The sequence below is a fragment of the Amycolatopsis plumensis genome, from assembly GCF_042652605.1.
GTDB lineage: Bacteria > Actinomycetota > Actinomycetes > Mycobacteriales > Pseudonocardiaceae > Amycolatopsis > Amycolatopsis plumensis.
The window spans coordinates 657,124-676,203 of sequence record NZ_JBHSJY010000001.1; the positions used below are offsets into that span (position 1 = coordinate 657,124).

Consider the following 19,080-nt stretch of genomic DNA (forward strand, 5'->3'; position numbering starts at 1 on the left):
GTCAGCTGGCGCGGAGGCGGCCGATGCGGAGCTCGTCGCGGATCACTCGCCAGACGCCGCGTTTCGCGAGCTGCTGCGGGTCGACCAGGACGGTTGCGTCCGCGGCCTCGAGGGTGAGCGCGGGCAGGGCCGGGGTTGTGGTCGTGGTGGGCGAAGCCGAGGTCGAGGTGGGGGACGAAGTGCGGGTGGGGGTCGGGGTGGGGCGGGGGGCGCCGGGGGCGACCAGGCCTTCCGGGGGCACCACCGTCTGGGTGGACGCCGTCGGGTTGACCGCCACCCAGCCGTGGGTGAACGTCCGGGTCCAGACGCCGTTGGGCAGCCGGCTCGCCGCGTCGACCGCCTCGCCCAGCCCGGAGTCCTGCAGCGCCGACCACTCCGGGTTGCGGTAGTCGTCGGTCGTCGCGCGGGTCCAGCACGTGCGGGGTCCCGCGAGCAGGGCCGCGCTCGCGTACCCGGACCGCTCCTCGCGCGCGTTGTGCGTCCGCGTGACCAGCAACAGCAGGGACTCGCCGAGGGCGGCCTGCGCCCGCAGCTCCTGGAACTCGTTGCCGCGGAAGGTCAGCAGGCCGCCCGTGCCGCCGTTCTCGCGGAACCCGAAGTTCTCCTCCATCGCGCCGCCGAAGCGGGAGTGCGCGGTCCAGCGGCCCGGCACCAGGTGCGTCTCGGACACGTTGGGCACCAGCAGCTTGTCCGCGTTCGTGAGGGCGTCGCCGGCCTTGGCCAGGAAACCGTCCAGGCCGTCACGGAGCTTGCGGTCGGTCTCCGTGACGTTGGCCGTGCCCGCGAGCACCGCGGGCGAATAGTGGCGCAGCGAGTTGAAGTCGTTGTCCGCGAGCACGCCGTCCCAGCCCTCGCGTTTCACTTCCGTGACGACGGCGTCGGTCCAGGCCTGCTGGTAGTCCGGGTTCCACACCGTCATCTGCCAGTGCCGCGGGTAGCCCTGCCACTCGATCCGCCGGCCCTGGACGTCCAGCGCGAACCAGTCCGGGTGGTGGTCCTGCGCGGCGACGTAGCCGATGCCGCTCGGCAGGAAGGCCGCGTCCTGGCCGCCGTCGACCGCGCCCGGGTAGTTGCGCGTGCTCGACAGGTCCTTGTACACCAGCACCTTCACCCGCGGGTTGAGCTGGTGCAGCCGGCGCATGGCCGCGGCCTGGTCGGCGTTGAGCACGACGACCTGGTAGCGCTTGGCCGCCTGCTCGATCTCCTGGGACGTCGGCGGCTTGCCGATCCCGTACCACCACGCGCAGGGGGCGAGCGGCTTCGGCGGCGGCGCCGAGAGGTCCTGCGCCGAGCTGGCGACGCAGCCGGCCAGGCCGCCGGCCAGCAGCACGACCGCGGCTGTCCAGCACGCCATCGGGTGCCGTCGCATCAGCGTTGCCTTCGGCACAGCAGCTCTCCCACCGTGAGGATGATGATCTTGACGTCGAGCCACAGCGACCAGTTCGCGATGTAGTAGTTGTCGTAGCGCGCCCGGTCCGCGATCGAGGTGTCGCCCCGCAGGCCGTGCACCTGGGCCAGCCCGGTCAGCCCGGTCGGCACCCGGTGCCGGGCCCAGTACAGGTCGTGGACGGCGGAGAACTCGTGCACGAACACCGGCCGCTCCGGCCGCGGGCCGACCAGGGACATGTCCCCGCGCACGACGTTCCACAGCTGCGGCAGCTCGTCCAAAGAGGACCGCCGTAGGAAGCGGCCGACCGGGCCGACCCGGCGGTCGCCCACGACCGACCAGCGCGTCTGCGAATCGTCGACGGCGGCCTGGCGCACGCTGCGCAGCTTGAACAGCACGAACGTGCCGCCGTCCATCCCGACCCGTACCTGCCGGAAGAAGACCGGGAAGCCGCTCTCCACGGCGACCGCGAGCGCGCAGACCGCGATGACCGGCGCGAGGACGACGAGCGCGGCCGCGGCCAGCGCCGTCTCGACCGCCCGCTTGACCCACCAGCTCGGCCGCCGGGTCGGCGCGCCGCCCAGCCACACCAGCGGGTAGCTGCGGAGCCGGTCGACCCCCGGCCCGTCCGGGCAGAGCTCGAACAGGTGCGGCAGCACCAGGGTGACGCACCCGAGGCGGTGGGCGGTGATGGCGGCGTCGACGATCGCGCCGTCGCGGTCGTCGGCCGGAGCGAGGATCACCGTGCCCGCGCGCAGCCGGGCGATGGCGCCGATGAGGTCGCCGTCGATCCGCTCCACCGGCAGGCCCGGCGGCACCGGCTCCGGGCCGGACGCCGCGACGCCGACCGGCAGCAGGCCGAACTCGGGGTGCTCCAGCATGGTGCGCACGAGTTCGCCGCCGATCCGGCCGGAGCCCACGACGACGGCCCGGTCGCAGCGCCGCAGCCGGCGCCGCCCCCACCGGCCGAACGCGAAGACGGCCGGCCGGACGGCCTCGCTGAGCACGGCGAAGCACAGCACGACTTCCTGCATCCGGGCCGTGTCGTCGCCGTCCATCCCGGCCACCAGGCCGAACCCGGTGACGAGCGCGAACGCCAGCGCGGTGGCGGTGACCGAGCGCGGGAGGTCCTGCAGCCAGGACAGCCAGAGGCGGCGGCGGTGGACGCGGCCGGCCACCCGGGCCCCCGCGAGGGCCGCGGCGGTCACCACCGCGCACGCCGGGCCGGGCCCGGTCCGCAGCACGGCGGCCAGCCAGGCGGCGGCGTCGACGGCGACGAGGAGCACGGCCACGGCGTTGACCCGGGCGAGCAGCGGGCGGCCGCGCACGGCGTCGCGCGGCCGGTCGCCCGGCCGGACGCGCCGCTGGGCCGGCACCGCTTCGGTGACGACCGTGTCTTTGAGTTCAGTCACCGGTCTCGACCTCTACTTGACATGAGGATTCCATTCTCGCTTTCTTCACGACTCAGCCATTCGAGGCACCACCGGCACGATCGAGTGAATTTTTCCGAGAACCCCGGGAATTGCACTCGATCGGGGCGCGCAGCAGACCCGATCCGGTGAATTCAGGAAACACCAAGTAGTTCTGATGACGCGCATCCTTCCGAGGGAGTTCCGGGGCCACTAAAGAAACCACACAACATAGCCGAATAGGACTGGACGGCCCCACCAAACCCGATTCCGGACGGGTGATGGGCAACGACGAGGACGACCGAGACGAGGGGAACCGTGGCGTACGAAGAGACCACCCTGGCCACACTGTCCGAACCGGCACTGTCCGAACCGGACCGCACCGGACCGGAGCCCACCGGGGGCCGGACCGGCGGGCGGGCGCACGTCGTGCTGCCCGCGTTCAACGAAGAAGCGTCCCTGCCGCCGCTGCTGCACCGGCTCGCCGACGTGGCCCGCACCGAGCAGGTCACCGTCTGGGTCGTCGACGACGGTTCCGCCGACGCCACGGTCGCCGTGGCCGAGTCCGGCTACGGCGGGCTCGACGTCCGCGTCGTGCGGCACCTGGTGAACCTCGGGCTCGGCCGCGCGGTGCAGTCCGGGCTCCGGGCGGCGCTGGAGGACGCGGGCCCGGACGACATCGTCGTCGTGATGGACGCCGACGACACGCACGACCCGGCGCTGATCCGCGCGCTGCAGGCGGAGATCACCGCCGGCGCCGACGTCGCCATCTGCTCCCGGTTCGTCCCGGGCGGCGACGACCGGACCGCCCCGTTCGGGCGGCGGCTGCTCTCCCGCGGCGCCGCGCAGCTGTTCCACCGCGCCCTCGACGTCGACGGCGTCCGGGACTTCACCAGCGGCTACCGCGCCTACCGGGCGTCGCTGCTGGCGCGCGCCTCCGCGCACTGGGGCGAACGGCTCATCGAGGAGCAGGGCTTCGCCTGCATGGTGGAGCTGCTGCTCAAGCTGCGCCACTGCCGCCCGGTGATCACCGAGGTCCCGCTGGCCCTGCGGTACGACCGCAAACAGGGCCCCAGCAAGCTGAAGCTGCGGCGGACCGTCGTGCAATACCTGAAACTGCTCGCCCGCGACCGGCTGAGCCCGGCGCCCTACCGGAAGCTGTGACCCGGTGACCCACCCCGACTCCCCGCACGTCGCCGTGATCGGCGGCGGCATCTGCGGCCTCGCCACCGCCCACCGCCTCGCCCGCCGCGGCACGCGCGTGACCTTGCTCGAAAGCAGCGACCAGCTCGGCGGCCTCGGCACCTTCTTCGCCCACGAAGACCAGTGGGTCGAGCGCTTCTACCACTGCATCATGCCCTCCGACGTGAGCCTGCTGGCGCTGCTGGGCGAGCTGGGCCTGCGTGATGCGGTGCAGTGGCGGGAAACGACGATGGGCATGGTCGTCGACGGCCGCCACCACGGCTTCAACTCCGCACTCGACCTGCTCCGGTTCTCTCCGCTGCGGCTGCACGATCGCGTGCGCTTCGGCGTGGTTTCGCTGCTGCTGCGCCGGCTGGGGCAGGGGCGCGACCTCGACACCCTCCGCACCGAGGACTGGCTGCGCCGGCTCTACGGCGACGTCGTCTGGGAACAGCTCTTCGCGCCGATGTTCGGCTCGAAGTTCGGGCCGTCCTTCGGGGACGTTCCCGCGCTGTACCTGTGGCAGCGGCTGGGCCGCGAGCGCAACGTCGCCACCCGCGGCTACCCGGACGGCGGCTACAAGACGATCATCGACGCGCTGCGGGCGTCGATCGAGCGGGCCGGTGGCACCGTGCGCACGGAAACCCCGGTCCGGCGGCTGCACAGCACCGGCGGCCGCTCGGTGCTCACCCTGACCGGCGGCGAGGTCCTCGACGCCGACCACGTCGTCTCCACCGTGCCGCTGCCGCTGCTGCGGCGCATCGCCGACGACGCGCTCGCCACCCGGCTGCCCGACACCGACCTGCCCTACCAGGGTGTGGTCACCGGCGTGTTCTTCCTCCGGCAGCCGGTCACCGAGCACTACTGGACGCCGGTGCTGCACTCGGGCACCGAGTTCGACGGGGTCGTCTCGATGTCCGCGCTCGCCGGCACCACCGGCGGACGGCACCTCGTCTACGTCATGCACTACACCGACCGCGACTCGCAGCTGTACCTCGACGACGACGCCGCGATCGCGGCGCGCTGGTCGGTGCAGCTGCGCGGCCTGTACCCCGCGCTCGCCGACGGCGACATCGAGGACGTGCGGGTGTTCAAGGCGCCGTTCGTGGAACCGGTGTACCCGCTCGGCTACCTGGCTGCGCGGCCGCCGGTGACCGTGGACGGCACCGGCCTCCTGCTGGCCACCACCGCCCACGTCTACCCGGACGTGACGAGCTGGAACTCGAGCGTCCGGCTGGCGAACGACGTCGTCGCGCTACTGGCGGATCAGCCCGCGGTCACGCCGGCCCGCTGAGCCAGCAGGGCGTTCAGGGCCGTCACGATCCGGGCCGAGGCGGACCCGTCGCCGTACGGTGACGGGAGGTGGCGGAGGCGGTCCCGGTGGCCGGCCACGTCGTCGAGCCACCGGGCGACCTCCGCGCCGATCGCCGGGCCCGGCAGCACCCGCGTCCCGAACGTCCCGGCGATCTCGGGCCGCTCGGTGCTGCGCCGCACGACGACCACGGGTCGCTTGAGGACACTCGCTTCCTCCTGGATGCCCCCGGAGTCCGACACGAGCACCGCGGCTTCGGCGGCCAGCGCGAGGAACGCCGGGTAGGCCTGGGGTTCCAGCTCGACGAGCGGCTCGAGCAGGTGCCGCAGGCCGAACGCCTCGACGCTCTTGGCCGTGCGCGGGTGCAGCGGGAACACCACCGGCAGCGGCAGCCGGCCGAGCTCGCGCAGGATCACCGCCAGCCGCCCGGCGTCGTCGACGTTCTCCGGGCGGTGGATGGTGGCCAGCACGAACCGGTCCCGCTCCAGCGCGCGGGCCGCCAGCACGGCCCGCCGGTCCTCGGTGGCCGGGAGCGCGGCCTGCAGTGCTTCGACGACGGTGTTGCCGGTGACGGCGATCCGTTCGTCCGGCACGTTTTCCGCCAGCAAGTTGGTGCGGTTGAGCTCGGTCGGCGCGCAGCACAGGTCGGCGAGGTGGTCGATCAGCACGCGGTTGTGCTCCTCCGGCATCGCCCGGTCGTGGCTGCGCAGCCCGGCTTCGACGTGCACCAGCGGGAGGTCGTGCGCGTTGGCGGCGAGCGCACCGGCGAGGGCGGACGTCGTGTCGCCCTGGACGACCACCGCCCGGCCGGGCCGGTCCGCCAGTACCTCGTCGACCGCGCTGACCGTCCGGCCGAGCTGCCCGCCGCGGCGCCCGGCGCCCACGCCGAGTTCGTGGAACGCCGCGGACGGCGGCAGGTCCGCGCGGATGCGGGCGTACAGCGACCGGTCGTAGTGCTGTCCCGTGTAGACGACGGCGCACCCGTCGCCGAAGGCCCGCATCAGCGGGGCGAGCTTGATCAGCTCCGGCCGGGTGCCGCAGACCAGCGTGATCCCGCCGGTTCCGGCGAGCCCCACCGCCGTCGGACGGGCGGCACGGAAATCTGCGGTGGTCGTCGACATGCGGTGCGGTCCTTTCGGGCGGTGAGTTCGCCGCACGCTACTCACCGGAACCACGAAACCGGTGGCGACTCAGTCCATCGTGTGACGACGCGGTGTCGCATCGGGGAATTGCCGAACCCTAGACTGAGCGCGATCGGAATACCGGACAGGACGGCCCCGCTCTTGCTGAAGAAATTCGCGGTACTGGCGCTCGCGGCGCTCGCGGCCACCGTTTCCGCCTCCGCTCCCCACGCCGACGCGGCGCCGAACCTGCTGCTCCCCGACCTCCGCCAGGCCCCGCCGGGGTGCGCCGGCGGCAGTTCCGGCGAACTCGCGCTGTGCACCGCCTGGGACGTGTGCCCGGTGATCGAGCCGTCCGCCCCCAACGGCCGCTGCGTCGCGCCGTCGGTGGCGAAGGCCGTCCGCCTGCGGTTCACCAGCGCGGAGGAGAACGTCGGCGACGGGCCGCTGCTGCTGTACGGCCGCCGCGACAGCACGAAGCAGGAAACCATGACGGTCCGGCAGGCGCTGCGCAACGGCACGGACGGCTCGATCCCGGGCAGCTACGCGGCGGCGCAGCGCGCCACCGGGGCCTTCACGTACTACGAGCCGGCGCTGGCCCACCAGCACTGGCACCTGATGAACTTCGAGCACTTCGCGCTGGTCTCCCAGCGGGGCGAGACGGTGGTCACCGACCGCAAGAACGGTTTCTGCCTTGGCGACCGGTTCCGGGTGTACGACGCCGGGAGGCTGGGCAACGTCCCGGGCGGCGCGGGGCCGGACGCCGATCTCGCCGAAACGTTGCGGGGCAACATGTGCCGGCACCACGAGCCTACGGCGCTGGAGGTGCTCGAAGGGATTTCCGTCGGCTCGGGTGATGACTACAAGTACAATGTGGACTTTCAGTGGCTGGACATCACCCAGGTGCCGGCGGGGACCTATGACCTGGTGAACACGGTGAATGCGGACCGGACGTTGCTGGAGACCGACTACCGGAACAATTCGTCGGCTGTTGCGTTGTCGGTTTCTTGGCCGCAGGGGATGCCGGGGGCGGATGGGAGTATCTCGGGCGCGCCGGTTGTGAAGCTGCTGCGGAGTTGTCCGGGGCAGCCGCGGTGTGCCTGAGGTTTGGCGCCGGGGTTGCTCTGCCGCGGCTTTAAGGGCTCTTCCGCGGCTGGGCGGGGGAGGTCTGGTGACGTCGTTGGTCGGCTTTCGTTGCCGGGCGCCGGTTTGCGGTCACATCGCTGGCCGGGTTGCGGGGTCGGTTACCAGGGTTGGCCCGCCGCGAGGCGAGCCGTGAAACCGGTCTCGTCGCGGTGCAGCGTCACCTGGCTGCAGATCTGGTGCGCGATCCACAACCCCCGGCCGCCGATGCTGCGGTCCGCGGGTAGCAGCCCGGCGAACGGGTCCGCCGGCCCGGTACCGGCGTCGTGCACCGAAACCACCATCTGTCCGGCGCCGGCCCAGATTCGCACCCGGACCGGTGGCCGGCCGTGGCGTAGCGCGTTGTCCACGATCTCGCTCACCGCCAGCACGAGGTCGTCCACCTCGTCCGCGGGCAGGTCCAGCGGCGCCGTGGCCAGCACCGCGCGGCGGGCGTCCGCGGGCCGCGGGTTGGCGAGCTCGGCTCGCGGGGCGGTGCTCTCGATCGGGAGTGGCGTCATCGGCCGGGGGTCGGCCAGGAACGACAGCGGGTCGACGTAGCCGGTGTTCGTGTGGTGGCCGCCGCCGGGTGTGGCGACGAAAGGGTGCGTTCTGGCGACGTCGTCGAGGACGTGGCGCGGGGTGGTGCGCGTGTCGTAGGCGCACATGCTGCGCAGCGGGAACTCTCCGTAGGCGTGGTTGACCGCCGACTCGTAGCGGGCCCACCAATCCCAGGATGTGTCGATCACGGCCGGTGGGATCTCGCCGAAGACGCGGATCCCGGCCGCGCCGTCGGCCACGAACCCGGCCAGCAGCTCGCGGTAGGACTTGATCGCCGCCGCCGGCCGCGCGTACAGGTCGCGGGTGGACAGGTACTCCACCCGCGCCGACGGCGACAGGGCGTCGCGCACCAGCTCGGCGCGCTCCGGCGCCATCGACACCACAGTCGGCTCGCCGGCGGCCAGCCCGGCTTCGAGGAACGGCACGGCGACGGCGAGCAGTTCCTCGTCGCCGCCGTAGTGGACGGCCGCGTGGTCGTAACCCTGGGTGCTCATGCGGCCTGCTCGACGCGGATGCCCGGCAGGTCCAGCAGCTCCACGAGCCGGGCGGGCGTGGACAGCTTCGTCCGCAGCACCACCGTGGTGGCGTGCCGCTCGGCGTAGGCGGCCAGTGCGACCAGGCTGCGGTGGTCGACGAAGTCCAAGCCGGCGGCGTCGATGGCGATCGTGCCGCCTTCCTCCCGGAGGCCGGCGCGCTCCAGCGCCAGCGGCCACAGCTCACGGGACTCCAGGTCCAGGTCCCCTTCGAGGGCCGCGGCGCTGCCGCCGCGCGCGTGACCGTGCAGGTGGAACGGGGCCCCGCCCTCGTGGGCGGTGGGGTGCATGCACGCGAGCTGCGCCACGACGCCGCCGCCGAGCTCGGCCACGTCGTAGCCGCACATCGCCGACATCGGGTGGCCGGCCATGTAGTGGTCGACCAGGTGCTCGTAGCGGGCGAAGGCGTCCACCTGGGCCGGCGTGCGCACCAGGGACGTCGCGTCGGCCGCGACCCGCAACCCGGTGAACCCGGCCGCCAGCGCTTCGGACGTCGCCGCGGCGTAGAGCTCGACTTGGCCGGCCGGGTCGACGACAGCTCCCGTGGGGTAGGCCTCGTCCACCGAAGCGACCTGGACCGCCCCGCGCTCCAGGCCTTCGTCGCAGCGCTCGTCCGCGCGCAGCTGCCCGGTCAACGCGGCCTCGTCGCCCGGGGCGACGTAGAGCACCCGCTCGCCGGCCGCCAGCCCCTCGGCCAGGAACTCCTGCGCGTGGGCCACGAAGCCGCCGCGGCCCCGGTAGCCCCGGCACACGTGGTCGCGGGCAGGCGCGAACGGCCTGCTTCCCCGCTCGGTCGGAATCGGCACGGACCGAGACTACGCCGTGACACGGGCACCCGCCCGCGCTCGGGGGTCGCGGACCATCGCCGCCGGTTTCACGCAGACGCAGAACAGGTTGTCCTCCGGGTCGGCCAGGACGACCCAGTCGTCGTCCGGGTCGTCGTCGACGTGGCGCACGAACCGCGCGCCCAGGCCGACGAGCCGGTCGACCTCATACTGCTGGTCGTCGGCGTAGAGGTCCAGGTGCATCTGGTCGCGCGCCGACACCGGCGTCGAGGACCGTTGCAGCGACAGGTTGACGTGCGGACCGCGCAGCAGGCGGAAGTCGCGGTCCTCGGACACCGGCTCGAGGTCCAGCGCCGCCGACCAGAAGCGGGTCATCGTGTCCAGGTCGGTGCAGTTGATCACGGTGCTGCCCAGCCGGATGGCCATGTCGTCTCCCCGTCCCCGCAGGTGCGCTCCCTCCCGGCTACCCGCCGGACCGGGCTTCGAACCCCCGCTGGTGCAGGTAGGCGGCGATCCGGACGCGCAGGGCGCGGATGTCGGCCAGGCCGACGGTGAAGGAGCCACCCGAGCCGTGGCACGGGCCGTCGACGTGGACGAAGCCGTCCGCCGGGCCGCGCCGGGGCTCCGACCAGGCCGGTTCGCCGTCGAGGGTCAGCCGGCCCGCCCGCGCCCGCGCGGTCCAGTAGGTCGGCAGCTTCATCACTTCGCCGAGCGCCTTGGCGAAGCCGGGCAGGTCCTCCTCGTGCAGGGCCAGCCCGCGCCCGCCCATCACCCGGGGCGCGGGGCTCCCGGGCACGTGCGTGAAGGTGGCCTGGTCACCGGAGGTCCGAATCGTCCACCGGGGCAATTCGGTCAAAGTGGACACGATCACTCCTCGTCCTCGCCTACCCCCAGGCACCACCCACCTTAGTTGATCTCCGCCCGGCTCAGGACTCGAAGGCGCCGAGGTCCGGTGCTTTCCCGCGGTAGGGCAGGCCGATGTCGGTGCCCTTGTCGATCAGCGAGCTGTTCGAGGCCAGGCGCAGGTTCGGCAGCACCGGCAGGCTGCCGTCGGCCTGGCGCCGTGCGTCCCAGCCCGCCGTCGACACGCTCTGGAACTGAGTGTCCGACATCGTCACGCCCAGGTTCCACGAGTTGTACGACGCGCTCGTGCCCGACATGTTCGACGTCAGGGTTCCGCCGTAGGCGATGTTGTTGCGCAGGTTGCCCAGCCCGGTGGCCGCGCCGCTCGAGGTGATGCCGAGCATGTTGTAGTCCGGGTGGTTGTTGTAGCTGGTGTTGCCGAAGTAGTCGTTGGCCAGCGTGTGGTGGTTGGCGTAGAAACCCGCCGCCTTGTTGTTGAACGCCACCGAGCTGCGGATGTAGTGCTTGACGCCGTTGCCGACGTACTTGCCGCCGTAGCCACCCATCTTGAAGCCGTTCCCGTTGCCCGACGACGTGGTCGTCTGCGGCAGGTAGCCGTTGCGCCACGCCCACGAGTTCTCGATCGTCACCGACGAGAACGCGTTGATCAGGTCGAACCCGTCGTCGGAGTTCCACCACGCCCGGCAGCCGCGGAACACGTTGCCCGGGTGGTTGGCGGAGATGTGCGCACCGAACCCGTCGGCGCTCTCTCCGGCTCCGTTGGACGTCTTCGGGTCGTAGTTGTCGTGGGAATCGGAATCGAGGACGAGGTTGCCGCCGCCGTCCTGGATGAACAACCCCGGTCCCATGTTGTTGTGCAGGTTCAGTTGTTCGAAGGTGTTGTCGCTGCCGGAGATCCAGATGCCCCACGACTCGTGGTTGAGGTTGTTGTTCTGCGGGACGCCCTTGACTTCCAGTCCCTTCAGGTGGATGTAGTTCCCGGTGACGTCGAACCCCTTGATCCGGCAGTCGTCGCTCACCCGGGAGAAGTCGAACACCGGCGTCTCCCGGGATAGGCCCAGTAGCGGATCGGGTTGCCGGCACTGCCGCTCTTGTTCAGCGTGATCGCGTCCACCCGGTCGGTCTGGCTCGCGCAGGCCTTGTTCGCGCGAGCGTAGGTGTAGGTGCCCCCGCGCAGGTAGACCGTGTCTCCGGCTTGCGCGACGGCCTGGGCGTGGGCGACCGACGCCCACGGCGCGGCCTGCGTCCCGGCGGCACTGTCACTGCCCGACGGAGCGACGTAATAGGTCTTCGCGGCCGCCGGGGCCGGGGTGGCGGCGACGGTCACCGCGGTCGCGAACGCCACGAGGGAGACGGCGAGTTTCATGGGCACACTCCGAAGTCAGTCGCAGCTGCCGGAACACGGCACGAACGGCGCCGTCGTCCCCGTCAGCGTGGTCGTGCCGAGCGTCAGCCCGGCGGAACTCGCGGTCACCGTGATGGTGCCCGCGCCGGTCGCGCGCACCAGGCCGTACGCGACGCCCTGGTAGGCCTTCCGCACCGAGCCGCGGAACGTCTCCTGCACCGGGCTGCCGCTGTCGACCGCCGCCAGCACGCCCGGCCCGCTCACGCTGAACGTGATCGGGGCGGACGAACCGGTCACCACGCGGCCCGAGGAGTCGGCCACGGTGGCCTTGACGTAGGAGACGTCGTCGACGTCCGTGGACACGGTGCTGTGGTCGGGCGAGAGCAGCACGCGATCGGCCGTGGTCCCGGTCGGCGGGGGTGACGTCGTCGGGGCGCCCCACGTGCGCTGCCACGAATACCCGATCGGCCGGACCGTGCCGACGCCGTCCATCAGCCCAAAGTCCGGCTCGGCGCGTGGCCACAACCCGTCGGCCTCCCCCAGGTACGCCGCACCGGTCCAGAGGAACAGGCCGGTCACCATCGCGTTGTTCCGGACCGTCGTCCATGCGGAGGTGTCGGTGCCCATCTCGGTGAACAGCCCGGCGCGCGCCGGAGCCGTCTTCGCGGCCTGGATCACCTCGTCCGGCCGGTAGTTGCCGCCGAAGACGTCGACGATGGTCCGGGTGGCCCCGGTGACGTCGCCGCTGTCGGCCGGCCGGAACAGGGCCTGGGTGACCGGACGGCCCGGGTCCAGGCTGTGCGCGATCGCGACCATCCGGGTCAACAGCGGCGTCCGGGTCGCGATCGGGTCGCGGATCTCGTTGCCGGTGCTCCACATCGCCACGCTGGGGTGGTTGCGGTCACGCATGACGACGCTGGTGGCGTCGACCTGGTACCACGGCACCGAGCCGCTCGCGCCGGGTACCGCCGGGGTGCCGGTGGGGGCGGCGGCCGTCCGGTTGAAGTAGGTCGCGTAGTCACCGACGTCGGAGTACTTGTGCTGGGTCCAGACGTCGAAGAACTCGTCGAGGACCAGGAACCCCATCCGGTCGGTCAGCTCGAGGAACGCCGGGCTCGGCGGGTCGTGCGCGGTGCGGATGGCGTTCACCCCGAGCGCCTTCAGCTGCGCGAGCCGCCGCTGGAGCGCCCGCTGCGGCGCGGCCATCCCCAGCCCGTGCAGGTCCTGGTGCAGCGCGACCCCCTGGAACTTCACGCTCTTGCCGTTGAGGCTCATGCCGGTCGAGGCGCTGAACGTCAAGGTCTGGATGCCCACGGACGTGACCTCGTCGTCCACCACCGTCCCGCCCACGAGGACGTTCGTGGCCAGCGAGTACAGGTTCGGGCTGGTCAGGTCCCACAGCTTCGGGTTGCTCACCGGCACGTCGTAGGCGAAGGTGGCCGACGCGCCCGCGGCGATGGTCTTGGCCGCCGTCGTCACCGCGGGCAGGGCGGCCCCGCCCGGGTCGCTGAGGACGCCCTGGACGCTGACGCTCGCCGCCGCGCCGCTCTCGTTGACCACTGTGGTCTCCGCGTGCACGGCGGTGTTGCCGGGCGTGGTGACGCGGGTGGCCCACTGTCCGATGTGGATCGGATCGGTCGTGATCAGCCGCACCTCGCGGTAGATCCCGGCGCCGGTGTAGTACCGCGACGCCGGCTGCGACGTCGTGTCGGTCTTGACCGCGACCACGTTGTCGCCGCCGAGCTTCGCCGCCGCCGTGATGTCGTAGCGGAAGCTGGTGTACCCGTAGGGGTGAGTGCCGATGAGCGAGCCGTTGACGTACACGCTCGCGTTGGCCATCACGCCGTCGAACTCCAGCGACACCCGGCGGCCCGCGGGCACCCCGGCGAGCGAGAAGTGCTTGCGGTACCAGCCGATGCCCGAGGGCAGGTACCCGCCACGGCCGGTGCTCGGCGCCGACTGCGAGAAAGGATTCGCCGGCGGGTTCCTGCCCTCGATGCTCCAGTCGTGCGGCACGCTCAGCTTGCGCCAGCCGCTGTCGTTGTACGTCGCACCACCGGCACCACTGGCGTCGCCGTAGTTGAACAGCCAGCCGGCGTCGAAGTCCGTGACCGTCCGGTACCGATCGGCCGCGGCGGCGGTGCCGGACACCACGGTCAGCGGGACGAGCACGAGCGCCAGCACCGCGACGAGAGCTTTCCGGTATCTCGGCACCCCCATCACCGGGCCAACGCGAAACTGGGGTGCGGCGGCTGGTTGTAGGCCGTGTTCTGCCAGGCCACGGCCTCGCGGTACTGGCGGTCCTGCATCAGCGACACGTGCGAGATGCTCGTCGCGTCCGTGGTCGAGTAGATCCGCAGCGCGCGGTCGTCCGACGTCGGCCACACGACCTCCTCGCGCCAGTCGCCGAACAGGTCGGCCTGCAGCGACGGCGTGCTCTTCGTGCCGTTGTTCGCGTGGACGCCGGACCCGGTCAGCAGCCGGGTGTCGCCTCCGGTGCCGTACTTGTCGATGTGCGTGCCGTCCAGCAGCTCGCGCTGGGCGTCGCCGTCCCACCAGATGACGAAGTTCGTCGACGACGGCTTGCGCCCGATGTTCTGGCCGCTTGTGTTCAGCAGCCCGGACACCGCGGACGACCACGACTCGGCGCCGGGGCTGCCAGCGTAGATGTCGTCCGAGACACCGCGGCCGTTGTCGCAGTTGCAGGAGGCGTTCTGCCAGATGATCTGGCCGGTCTTGGCGTCGGCCATCCAGGCGGCCGGCTTGGACTTGTCCTCGTCCACCTTGAACTCTTCCAGACCGGGCCGCGAAGGGATCAGGTCGCCGACGTGCATGGCGTCGCCGTGGCCGTTGCGGGTGTTCCACAGCGGACGGCCGTTGTCGTCGATGGCCATCGCCCCGAAGACGATCTCGTCGCGGCCGTCGCCGTCGGCGTCCGCGATGGCCAGCTGGTGGTCGCCCTGCCCGGCGTACTGCGAGCCGGCCGAGTCCGAGTCGAACTTCCACCGCTCGGTCAGCGTGCCGTTCCGGAAGTCCCAGGCCGCGATCACGGTCCGGGTGTAGTAGCCGCGGCTCATGATCAGGCTCGGGCGGGCGCCGTCCAGGTAGGCGGTGCCGGCCAGGAACCGGTCGACCCGGTTGCCGTAGCTGTCGCCCCACGAGGACACCGTGCCGCGCGGCGGGTCGTAGTTCACGGTGGCCATCGCGGCACCGGTCTGGCCGTTGAACATCGTCAGGAACTCCGGGCCGGACAGGACGTACCCGCTGGAGTTGCGGTAGTCGGCGCTCGCGCTGCCGATGACCTGGCCGGTGCCCGACCGGGTGCCGTCCGCGGTCTTCATCGCGACCTCGGCCTTGCCGTCGCCGTCGTAGTCGAAGACCTGGAACTGCGTGTAGTGCGCGCCGGCGCGGATGTTGCGCCCGAGGTCGATCCGCCACAGGCGGGTGCCGTCGAGCCGGTAGGCGTCGACGTAGACGTTGCCGGTGTAGCCGGACTGCGAGTTGTCCTTCGAGTTGGTCGGGTCCCACTTCAGCACGAGCTCGTACTGGCCGTCGCCGTCCAGGTCCCCGGCACTGGCGTCGTTCGCGGTGTAGGCGTAGCTCTCCCCGGACGGTGTCGTGCCACCGGGCGGCGGCTGGATCGGGACGTCCCGGGTGCTCGCGGCGGCCCCGCTGGTCAAGGTCAGCGAGTCCTCCGCGGCGAAGGCCGACATCCGCTCGACCCCGCCGGCCACCGCCCGCACGGTGTACCGCGCCCCCGCGGGCGCCCCGGTGTCCACGAAGCTCGTCGGACCGGTGACCGGCGTCGCGGTCACCTTGGTGCCGTCGCGGTAGACGTTGAACGCCACCCCGGCCGGGTCGTCGGCGAGCAGGCGCCAGCCGACGGTGTTGCCCTGGGCGGTGTGGACGCTGACCACCCCGCGGTTCAGCCGGTCGATCTGCGGCGCGGCGGCGGCGCCGGCGGCCGGGGCGGGCACCAGGCCGGCCGCGATCACTGCCGCGGCGAGCCACCTACTGACGTTGCGCATGGTTGCTCCGTTCCTGGTTCAGCGCAGGTAGGCGCCGAGGGAGAGGTCGAGCTCACGAATGCCTTGCACGACGAGGTTCGCCAGCTGCGTCGCGCCGTAGACCGAGAAGTGCGTGTTGTCGGTGACGCCTTCGGCGGCCTGGGTCAGGTAGATCTTCTGGGAGGCCGACGGGCCGAGGGATTCGACCAGCGCCTTGCTCTTGGCCGTCAGGTCGATCACCGGCACGCTCGCGCTCTTGCCGAGCGCCCGGATCACCGCGGGGAGGTCCACGCCGACGCCGTTGACGTGCAGCGCGGTCGGGGTCAGCCGGGTGCCGCTGAACTGCCGCCGCACCGGCGGGGTCACCAGCACCGGGAGGCCGCCGCGCTCGCGCACGCCGTTGACCAGTTTGGTGAGGTTGTCGCGGAACGCCATCGCCGACGTCTGCTTGTCGTTGTGCCCGAACTGGACGAGCACCAGGTCCTTGCTCTTGATCAGCGGCTTCAGCGTGGGGAACAGCTTGCCGTTCGACAGGAAACTGCCCGAGCTCTCCCCCGAGTCCCCGTAGTTGGCGATCACGGCACCGTCGCGGACCGCGGTGGGCAGCAGCTGGCCCCAGCCGGTGTAGGGCGCCACCGGCTGGTCGCAGACGGTCGAGTCGCCGGCCAGGTAGGTCACGAGCGGGGCCTGGGCGGCCGTCACGGTCAGCGAGCCGATCGCGGGCGCGCTGCCGCCGAAGGTGATGTCCAGGCCCGCGGTGCCCGTGCCGCCCTGCCCGGTGGGCTGGCCCTCGGGGTCGCGGACGTTCACCGTGACGGTCGTGGGAACGACCTGGCCCGCGCTCGTCGAGACGGCGGTCAGGACCTGCCGCCGGGCCTCCACCGACATCGACGTGACGGCCGCCTTTGTCGTGCTGCCGATTCCCACCGTGACGTCGTAGTTTCCGGGGCCGACGGCGAAGTGGCACTTGATCGGCGCGGTGCCCGAGCACGGTGCGGGAAGCGCTTTCTCAGCGGCCGCGGCCACCACCGGGGCGGGAACCAGGGTGGCCGCGGCCAGGCCGGCGAGGATGACCGCTCGCTGCCTGAGGGACATGAGGACTCCTTTGTCCTGGGAAATACTGTCCTGAGGGGATGCCGGGTTATGCGGCGGAGCAGGTGCTGCCGTTGAGGGTGAACGCCGTCGGCGCCGGGTTGGTGCCGCTGAACGTGCCGTTGAAGCCGATGCCGGTCGAGGCGTTCGGTGCCAGCGAGCCGTTCCAGCTCAGGTTCTTGGCGGTGACGGCACCGCCGGACTGGGCGAAGGTGGCGCCCCAGCCCGGCGGGGTCACCTGCTGGCCACCGGCGAAGGTGAAGGCCAGCGTCCAGCCGGTGAGCGCGCTCGCGCCGGTGTTCGTGATGGTGACGTTGGCGGTGAACCCGTTGCCGCCACCCCAGTTCGAGGCGGCATAGGCGACCTTGCACGCACCGGTGCCGCCGCCCGCGCTCGTCGTCGCCGTCGCGGTCCCGGACACCGCCGAGGTGTTGCCCGCGGCGTCCCGGGCCCGCACCTGGTACCGGTAGGTGCTCGACGCGGCCAGCCCGCTGTCGGTGTACGACGTCGTCGCGGCCGAACCGACGACCGCGAAGGTGCCCCCGCTCGTCCCCGGGGCCCGGAGGACGTCGTAGCCGGTGACGCCGACGTCGTCGGTCGACGCCGTCCAGCTCAGCGTGGCGCTGCTCGAAGTCACGCCCGACACGGACGGCGTGCCCGGAACGGAGGGCGCCTGGGTGTCCGCCTGGCCGCCGCCGTAGATGGTGGCTTCCTTCGACGTCTGCCGGATGCCGTTGGCGCCGTTGAGGAACCGCTCACCCCACGGCGTCAGGCTCGCCGGGTCGAAGTTGGTCGTCATGTCGAGGTAGGCGACATCGCTGCTGTTGCCGCTCCACGACCAGCCGAGGTAGCCCAGGCCGCGGGCCTGCGCCTGGGCCATGATCGTGTCCTCGTCCGGGTTGCCGTCGGTGTGCATGTTCCCGAACTCGCCGACCACCAGCGGCAGCCCGGCGGTGCGGAAGGCGTCGAAGTAGGCGTTGATCTCGGCCGCGGTGTCGTAGACGCCGTACATGTGGATGGAGAAGACCGTGTTGTGCTGCGGGTCGGCGGCGAACACCGTGCCCGCGTTGTCGCGCATGATGTTCTGCCAGTCCTGGCCCCACATCGGCGCGTCGGCCATCAGCAGGTGCTGCAGCCCCGCGGCCCGCAGCCGCTTGATCGCGTTGCTCGTCGCGGTCGTCCAGGTCGCGCTGACCTGCTGGTCGTTGCCGAACGGCTCGTTGCCCAGGTTGATGACGACGTAGTTCTCCTGGCCCTTCAGGGCATCGGCGACGCTGATCCAATAGCTCGCGGCCTGGTCGAGGGTGGCGGCCCCGCTCTGCTCGCCGTACCCGGTGGTGTCGTGCACCTCCAGGACGCAGATCAGCCGGTTCTGCTTGCACTGCCCGATGACGCCGGTGACTTCGGCGGCCGGCGTCGGCCCCCACCGCTGGCCGCTGCCGAGGACGACGCGGACCGTGTTGGCGCCGAAGGACTTGATGTCGGCGAAGGCGCGGTTCTGGCCGGGGTACCAGACGTACGCGTGGTTCACCCCGCGCATCACGAACGGGCTGCCGTTGGCCTCGAGGATCCGGGTGCCGTCGACGTGCAGGCCGGTCGCGGTGGGCGTGTCCGGGCCGAGCGCCGCCACCAGGGCGGGGTACCAGCGGCTCTCGATCTTCTGGATGCCGGTGGTGTTGTTGGGGTGGACGCCGTCGGTCGTGTCGGCCGCGGTGTCGAACCCGGTCCACTGGTCGACCACGGTGATCGGCGACGCCGCCGTGGAGTGCGCCTGCGCCCAGCCGGGGATGGCGCCGTTCAGGTCGGCCACCCGCTGGCCGCAGGCGGCGCAGTTGGCCGGGTTCATCGGGATGATCTTCGCGACGATCAGCTTGGTCGCCGGGTTGGCGGCCCGCATCTGGCCCAGCAGCGTGGTGAAGGCGTCGAGGATCGCGCTCGCCGGGATGGCGTTCCAGACGTCGTTGGTGCCCAGGTGCATCAGCACGATGTCCGGGTGCGTCGCCGACAGCCAGCCGGGCAGCTGGTTGTCCCGGGCGATCCCGGTCGCGAGGAACCCGCCGTGGCCTTCGTTGTCGCCGTCGTAGGCGAAGCCGCAGCCCTGCGCCGGCAGGGTGCCGACGAAGTCCACTCCCGCGTGGCCGGTGTCCTGGAGGTGTTTCCACAGCAGCGCGCGCCAGCAGCCGGGCGACCCGGTGATGGAGTCGCCCAGCGCCATGACGCGCGTGGGGGTCGCCGCCCCGGCCGCGGCGGGGGCCACAAGGGCCCCGGCGACCAGCAGCAAGCCGGCCAGGAGCGCGCGAAGGAATCGCCAGTGCATTACCGACCTCCTGGAGAACGACTCGACAGGAAAGTTTCAGGCT

General features: G+C 71.7%; 14 protein-coding genes and 1 pseudogene. 3 read left to right on the forward strand and 12 right to left on the reverse strand.

What is annotated here, in order from left to right; all coding sequences use genetic code 11:
- Position 1 precedes the first annotated feature (1 nt).
- Together ACFPLC_RS03185 and ACFPLC_RS03190 are read right to left on the reverse strand one after the other, a co-directional pair.
- A complete protein-coding gene (locus ACFPLC_RS03185) occupies positions 2–1,387 on the reverse strand; it encodes a putative glycoside hydrolase family 15 protein (RefSeq protein ID WP_378202073.1) in 1,386 nt (461 codons plus the stop codon).
- On the reverse strand, positions 1,369–2,799 hold the full coding sequence (locus ACFPLC_RS03190) for an exopolysaccharide biosynthesis polyprenyl glycosylphosphotransferase (RefSeq protein ID WP_378202076.1): 1,431 nt from the start codon (positions 2,797–2,799) through the stop codon (positions 1,369–1,371). Before ACFPLC_RS03190 ends, ACFPLC_RS03185 begins: the two co-directional genes overlap by 19 nt.
- Positions 2,800–3,114: 315 nt before the next feature.
- Between ACFPLC_RS03190 and ACFPLC_RS03195 the strand changes: the two genes are divergently transcribed.
- Both ACFPLC_RS03195 and ACFPLC_RS03200 read left to right on the forward strand, forming a co-directional pair.
- Positions 3,115–3,960, forward strand: a complete 846-nt coding sequence (locus tag ACFPLC_RS03195; RefSeq protein WP_378202079.1) for a glycosyltransferase — start codon at positions 3,115–3,117, stop codon at positions 3,958–3,960.
- 4 nt (positions 3,961–3,964) lie between these two features.
- Positions 3,965–5,272, forward strand: coding sequence for an NAD(P)/FAD-dependent oxidoreductase (locus tag ACFPLC_RS03200; protein ID WP_378202082.1), 1,308 nt, complete (start codon positions 3,965–3,967; stop codon positions 5,270–5,272).
- On the opposite strand, the gene wecB is transcribed toward ACFPLC_RS03200, so the two are convergent.
- Positions 5,245–6,411 (reverse strand): non-hydrolyzing UDP-N-acetylglucosamine 2-epimerase, encoded by a 1,167-nt coding sequence (wecB, locus tag ACFPLC_RS03205; protein ID WP_378202084.1) that lies wholly within the window; start codon positions 6,409–6,411, stop codon positions 5,245–5,247. The two genes, ACFPLC_RS03200 and wecB, sit on opposite strands and share 28 nt — an antisense overlap.
- 162 nt (positions 6,412–6,573) lie before the next feature.
- On the opposite strand from wecB, the gene ACFPLC_RS03210 reads away from it, so the two are divergent.
- Positions 6,574–7,515: a lysyl oxidase family protein gene (locus ACFPLC_RS03210; RefSeq protein ID WP_378202087.1), complete on the forward strand. Its 942-nt coding sequence runs from the start codon at positions 6,574–6,576 to the stop codon at positions 7,513–7,515.
- Between the two features lie 140 nt (positions 7,516–7,655).
- Here ACFPLC_RS03210 and ACFPLC_RS03215 read toward each other — a convergent pair whose 3' ends face one another.
- The 9 genes and pseudogenes from ACFPLC_RS03215 to ACFPLC_RS03255 form a co-directional block, all read right to left on the reverse strand.
- Positions 7,656–8,588: an anti-sigma factor RsbA family regulatory protein gene (locus tag ACFPLC_RS03215; protein WP_378202089.1), complete on the reverse strand. Its 933-nt coding sequence runs from the start codon at positions 8,586–8,588 to the stop codon at positions 7,656–7,658.
- Positions 8,585–9,433 carry an MEDS domain-containing protein gene (locus ACFPLC_RS03220; RefSeq protein WP_378202092.1) on the reverse strand — a complete coding sequence of 283 codons (849 nt, stop codon included), beginning with the start codon at positions 9,431–9,433 and terminating at the stop codon, positions 8,585–8,587. Before ACFPLC_RS03220 ends, ACFPLC_RS03215 begins: the two co-directional genes overlap by 4 nt.
- A gap of 9 nt (positions 9,434–9,442) precedes the next feature.
- Positions 9,443–9,838 (reverse strand): VOC family protein, encoded by a 396-nt coding sequence (locus ACFPLC_RS03225; protein ID WP_378202094.1) that lies wholly within the window; start codon positions 9,836–9,838, stop codon positions 9,443–9,445.
- 37 nt (positions 9,839–9,875) lie between these two features.
- Positions 9,876–10,277 (reverse strand): hypothetical protein, encoded by a 402-nt coding sequence (locus ACFPLC_RS03230; protein ID WP_378202097.1) that lies wholly within the window; start codon positions 10,275–10,277, stop codon positions 9,876–9,878.
- 61 nt (positions 10,278–10,338) lie between these two features.
- Positions 10,339–11,642 (reverse strand): annotated as a pseudogene (locus ACFPLC_RS03235) (right-handed parallel beta-helix repeat-containing protein).
- A 15-nt stretch (positions 11,643–11,657) separates the two neighbouring features.
- Positions 11,658–13,835 carry a glycoside hydrolase family 2 TIM barrel-domain containing protein gene (locus ACFPLC_RS03240; protein WP_378202103.1) on the reverse strand — a complete coding sequence of 726 codons (2,178 nt, stop codon included), beginning with the start codon at positions 13,833–13,835 and terminating at the stop codon, positions 11,658–11,660.
- Between the two features lie 5 nt (positions 13,836–13,840).
- The gene (locus ACFPLC_RS03245; RefSeq protein ID WP_378202106.1) at positions 13,841–15,649 is read right to left on the reverse strand and encodes a rhamnogalacturonan lyase; all 1,809 of its coding nucleotides are present in this window, start codon (positions 15,647–15,649) and stop codon (positions 13,841–13,843) included.
- 18 nt (positions 15,650–15,667) lie between these two features.
- Positions 15,668–16,723: a rhamnogalacturonan acetylesterase gene (locus tag ACFPLC_RS03250; protein WP_378202109.1), complete on the reverse strand. Its 1,056-nt coding sequence runs from the start codon at positions 16,721–16,723 to the stop codon at positions 15,668–15,670.
- Positions 16,724–16,769: 46 nt separating this feature from the next.
- On the reverse strand, positions 16,770–19,037 hold the full coding sequence (locus tag ACFPLC_RS03255) for a cellulase family glycosylhydrolase (RefSeq protein ID WP_378202112.1): 2,268 nt from the start codon (positions 19,035–19,037) through the stop codon (positions 16,770–16,772).
- Positions 19,038–19,080: the final 43 nt, after the last annotated feature.

Coding starts and splice junctions, on each gene's coding strand:
- wecB (WP_378202084.1), bottom strand. CDS start 6,411: ATGTCGACGACCACCGCAGATTTCCGTGCCGCCCGTCCGACGGCGGTG.
- ACFPLC_RS03215 (WP_378202089.1), bottom strand. CDS start 8,588: ATGAGCACCCAGGGTTACGACCACGCGGCCGTCCACTACGGCGGCGAC.
- ACFPLC_RS03225 (WP_378202094.1), bottom strand. CDS start 9,838: ATGGCCATCCGGCTGGGCAGCACCGTGATCAACTGCACCGACCTGGAC.
- ACFPLC_RS03245 (WP_378202106.1), bottom strand. CDS start 15,649: ATGCGCAACGTCAGTAGGTGGCTCGCCGCGGCAGTGATCGCGGCCGGC.
- ACFPLC_RS03250 (WP_378202109.1), bottom strand. CDS start 16,723: ATGTCCCTCAGGCAGCGAGCGGTCATCCTCGCCGGCCTGGCCGCGGCC.
- ACFPLC_RS03255 (WP_378202112.1), bottom strand. CDS start 19,037: ATGCACTGGCGATTCCTTCGCGCGCTCCTGGCCGGCTTGCTGCTGGTC.